Genomic DNA, 4530 nt, shown 5'->3' on the forward strand with positions numbered 1-4530 from the left:
GGCAGCGGGTGGTGATGTTTTACCGCTCGGCCAACTTCGACGAGGAGGTGTTCGACGACCCGTTCACGTTCAACATCTTGCGCGACCCCAATCCGCATGTCGGGTTCGGCGGCACCGGGGCCCATTACTGCATCGGCACACATCTGGCCCGGATGACGATTCAGCTGATCTTCGCCGCGATCGCCGACCACATGCCCGACCTGAAGTCCGTGGGCGAACCGGAACGGTTGCGCTCGGGCTGGCTCAACGGCATCAAACACTGGCAGGTCGACTACACCGGCAATGCCCCACAAGCGGGCGTTACTCCCGCCTCGGCCGCCCAGTAGGGGAACAGGTGGACTTCACTCTCGACCCCAGGCAGCAGGCGGTGTCCGATGTTGTTGCGGCGGTGCTGGACCGCGACAACAGCTTCGCCGCGCTGGTCGACGGCGGCGTGACCTCCCTTCCGGTGCCCGAACGGATGGGCGGCGACGGCGTCGGCCTGCCGGAGGTCGCGACAGCCCTGACCGAGATCGGCCGGCACGGCCTGATCGGTCCCGCGCTGGCCACCCTGGGTTTCGGTGTGGTACCGCTGCTTGACCTGGCTTCCGACCGGCAACAGGACCGCCTGCTCACCGGCGTGGCGCAAGGCGCGGTGTTCACCGCCGCGATCAACGAGCCGGGTGCCGCCCTGCCTGAGCGGCCTGCGACGACGCTGTCCGGGGATCGGCTGTCCGGCACCAAAATCGGCGTGCCCTATGCGCAACAGGCCGAGTGGATGCTGGTCACCGCCGACAGCGGAGTCGTGACGGTGTCGCCGAAGGCCGACGGCGTGCAGCTGGTCAAGACATCGACCTCCAACGGATCCGACGAATACGTCGTGACGTTCTCCGACGTCGTGATCGGCGACACCGAACTGCTGACCGGCGCGAGCGCCCACCGGGTCAACCAGCTGGCGCTGGCGATGATCGGCTCTTATGCGGCCGGGCTGGTCGCCGGGGCGTTGCGGCTGACCGCGGACTATGTGGCCAACCGGCACCAGTTCGGCAAGCCGCTGTCCACCTTCCAGACCGTCGCGGCGCAGCTGGCTGAGGCGTACATCGCGTCGCGCACTATCGGCTTGGCCGCGAAATCGGTCGCATGGCGGCTGGCCGAGGGACGACCGGCCGATGACGACTTGGCGGTGCTCGGTTACTGGCTCACATCGCAGGCGCCGCCGGTGATGCAGATCTGCCACCATCTGCACGGTGGGATGGGAATGGACGTCACCTACCCGATGCCGCGGTACTACGCCACGATCAAGGACCTGACCCGGCTGCTGGGCGGACCGTCGCATCGGCTCGATTTGGTGGGAGTGCAATGTTCATCGACCTGACTCCCGAACAGCGGAAGCTGCAAGTCGAACTGCGGCACTATTTTTCGAACTTGATCTCGCCCGAAGAGGAGAAGGAGCTCGAAGCCGACCGGCACGGCAAGGCCTACCGCGCCGTGATCCGCCGCATGGGCCGAGACGGCAAACTCGGTGTCGGCTGGCCAAAAGAGTTCGGGGGCCTGGGCTTCGGCCCGATCGAACAGCAGATCTTCGTCAACGAGGCGCACCGCGCCGACGTTCCGCTGCCAGCTGTCACATTACAGACGGTGGGCCCCACCTTGCAGGTATACGGCAGTGAGATGCAGAAGCAGAAGTTTCTGCCCGCGATCCTGGCCGGAGAGGTGCACTTCGCGATCGGATACACCGAGCCCGAGGCGGGCACCGACCTGGCGTCGTTGCGCACCACCGCGGTTCGCCACGGCGACGAGTACATCGTCAACGGGCAGAAGATCTTCACCACCGGCGGCCACGACGCCGAATACATCTGGCTGGCGTGCCGCACCGATCCGGACGCCGTCAAACACAAGGGGATCTCGATCCTGATCGTCGACACGAAAAGCCAGGGCTACTCCTGGACGCCGCTGATCTTGTCCGACGGCGCCCACCACACCAACACCACCTACTACAACGACGTCCGAGTCCCGGCGGAGATGCTGGTCGGTGAGGAGAACGGCGGATGGCGGCTGATCACCACCCAACTCAACAACGAGCGGGTGATGCTCGGCCCGGCAGGCAGATTCGCCGGCATCTACGACCGGGTGCACGCCTGGGCGTCCAAGCCGGGTGGTGACGGTGTCACGCCGATCGACCACGACGACGTCAAACGTGCGCTGGGTGAGATCCACGCGATCTGGCGGATCAATGAGTTGCTCAACTGGCAGGTGGCCGCCGCCGGCGAGGACATCAACGTGGCCGACGCCGCCGCGACCAAAGTCTTCGGCACCGAGCGGGTTCAATACGTCGGCCGGCTCGCCGAGGAGGTTGTCGGCGAATACGGCAACCCAGCAGAACGACACACCGCCGAGCTGCTGCACTGGCTCGACGTCCAGACCAAACGCAACCTGGTGATCACGTTCGGCGGTGGTGTCAACGAGGTGATGCGCGAGATGATCGCGGCCTCCGGGCTCAAGGTCCCGAGGGTTCCGCGGTGAGTGCCCAGGACCTCCGGGCCGGCATCGACACGATCATTTCGGCCGGACACGGCAAGCCGCGGGTCGGCCGGGATCCGGTGAACGAACCGATGATCCACCACTGGATCGAAGCGATCGGCGACAAAAACCCGATCTACGTCGACACCCAGGCCGCCCAAGCGGCGGGTCATCCCGGCATCGTCGCCCCGCCGGCGATGATCCAGGTGTGGACGATGGCAGGCCTGCACGGCGTGCGTTCCGACGACGACCCGCTCGGCCAGATCATCACCTTGTTCGACGACGCCGGATACGTCGGCGTGGTGGCGACCAACTGCGAGCAGACCTACCACCGCTACCTGAGCCCCGGTGAAGACATCACCGTCACCGCCGAATTGACCGACGTCGTCGGACCCAAGCAGACCGCATTGGGTGAGGGCTACTTCGTCAACCAGAAAGTGACCTGGCAGGTGGGCGACGAGGATGTCGCCGAAATGAACTGGCGCATCCTCAAGTTCCGGCCGCGTGATGCCGACACGACGCTGGTGCCCGACGACCTCGACGCCGATGCGATGATGCGCCCGGCCGCATCGCGGGACACCGCATTCTTCTGGGACGGCGTCAACGCGCATGAGCTGCGCATTCAGCGGCGGCCCGACGGCAGGCTGCAGCATCCTCCGGTGCCCGCGATCTGGCAGGACAAGCAGGCCCCGATCGACTATGCCGTGGCCAGCGGCAGGGGCACCGTGTTCAGCTTCGTGGTGCACCACGCCCCCAAAGTGCCCGGCCGCAGCCTGCCGTTCGTCGTCGCACTGGTCGAGCTCGAGGAGGGAGTGCGGATGCTCGGTGAGCTCCGCAACGTTGATCCGGCACAGGTACAGATCGGAATGGCTGTCCGGGCAACGTATATCGACTTTCCCGCCAACGATGTCGGCCCGGCGTGGACTTTGTACGCGTGGGAGCCGAGCCTATGACGGTGCCGATAGTGCCGACGGTAGTAGTAGGCGCCAAGCTGCCTGAGTTCAAGCTTTACGCGGACCCGACGTTCATCGTCTCGACTGCACTTGCCACCCGCGATTTCCAGGACGTGCACCACGACCGGGACGGGGCTCAAGCCAAGGGATCCAAGGACATCTTCGTCAACATCCTCACCGACACCGGGCTGGTGCAGCGTTACATCACCGACTGGGCCGGACCGAACGCGGTGATCAGGTCAATTTCGCTACGGCTCGGTGTGCCGTGGTACCCCTACGACACGGTGACGTTCTCCGGTGAGGTGACTGCGGTCGACGAGGGGTTGATCACCCTGAACATCGTCGGCAGCAACAGCCTCGGCGACCACATCGTCGCCGGCGCAACGTTGACGATGGGAATGACGTAATGTCGGGAGCGCTGTCGGGACAGGCCGCGATCGTCGGGATCGGCGCCACCGACTTCTCCAAGGACTCGGGCCGCAGTGAGCTGCGGCTGGCAGCCGAGGCGACACTGGACGCGTTAGCCGACGCCAGCCTCACTCCTGCCGACGTCGACGGCATGGTCACCTTCACCATGGACTCCAACACCGAGGTCGCCGTCGCGCGGGCCACCGGCATCGGGGAGCTGACGTTCTTCTCCAAGATCCACCACGGCGGTGGCGCGGCCTGCGCGATCATCCAGCAGGCGGCCATCGCGGTGGCTACCGGGGTCGCCGATTGCGTTGTCGCATACCGGGCTTTCAACGAACGCTCCGGTATGCGGTTCGGGCAGGTACAGGCCCGCCTGGTGGAGAATGCGGACTCGACGGGGGTCGACAACTCGTTTTCGTATCCGCACGGGCTGTCCACGCCGGCCGCCCAGGTGGCGATGATCGCCAAACGGTACATGCATCTGACCGGGGCGACTAGCCGCGACTTCGGTGCGGTGTCGGTCGCCGACCGCAAACACGCCGCCAACAACCCGAAGGCGTACTTCTACTCCCAACCGATCACCATTGAGGATCACCAGAATTCGCGATGGATCGCCGAGCCGCTGCGGCTGCTGGACTGCTGCCAGGAGACCGACGGCGCCGTGGCG

The 4530-nt window shown here is 65.7% G+C and carries 6 protein-coding genes; all 6 read left to right on the forward strand.

Going from position 1 to position 4530, the window contains the following annotated elements:
* On the forward strand, positions 1 to 326 hold a 326-nt coding region (locus AC2VOP_RS03460), incomplete at its 5' end, for a cytochrome P450 (protein ID WP_486959674.1).
* An 8-nt stretch (positions 327 to 334) separates the two neighbouring features.
* Positions 335 to 1354 carry an acyl-CoA dehydrogenase family protein gene (locus AC2VOP_RS03465; RefSeq protein WP_486959675.1) on the forward strand — a complete coding sequence of 340 codons (1020 nt, stop codon included), beginning with the start codon at positions 335 to 337 and terminating at the stop codon, positions 1352 to 1354.
* Complete coding sequence (gene fadE29, locus AC2VOP_RS03470) at positions 1339 to 2502, forward strand: acyl-CoA dehydrogenase FadE29 (protein ID WP_486959676.1); 1164 nt, start codon at positions 1339 to 1341, stop codon at positions 2500 to 2502. Before AC2VOP_RS03465 ends, fadE29 begins: the two co-directional genes overlap by 16 nt.
* Positions 2499 to 3452: a bifunctional MaoC family dehydratase N-terminal/OB-fold nucleic acid binding domain-containing protein gene (locus AC2VOP_RS03475; RefSeq protein ID WP_486959677.1), complete on the forward strand. Its 954-nt coding sequence runs from the start codon at positions 2499 to 2501 to the stop codon at positions 3450 to 3452. The genes fadE29 and AC2VOP_RS03475 overlap by 4 nt, the downstream gene beginning before the upstream one ends.
* Before the next feature lie 11 nt (positions 3453 to 3463).
* Entirely contained in the window at positions 3464 to 3859 is a 396-nt protein-coding gene (locus tag AC2VOP_RS03480; RefSeq protein WP_486959678.1) for a MaoC family dehydratase, read from the forward strand.
* On the forward strand, positions 3859 to 4530 hold a 672-nt coding region (locus AC2VOP_RS03485), incomplete at its 3' end, for a beta-ketoacyl-[acyl-carrier-protein] synthase family protein (protein ID WP_486959679.1). The genes AC2VOP_RS03480 and AC2VOP_RS03485, both read left to right, overlap by 1 nt.

The sequence above is a fragment of the Mycobacterium sp. TH-M106 genome, from assembly GCF_057473765.1.

Excerpts from the sequence above, each read along its gene's own strand:
- fadE29 (WP_486959676.1), top strand. The coding sequence starts at position 1,339 with ATGTTCATCGACCTGACTCCCGAACAGCGGAAGCTGCAAGTCGAACTG.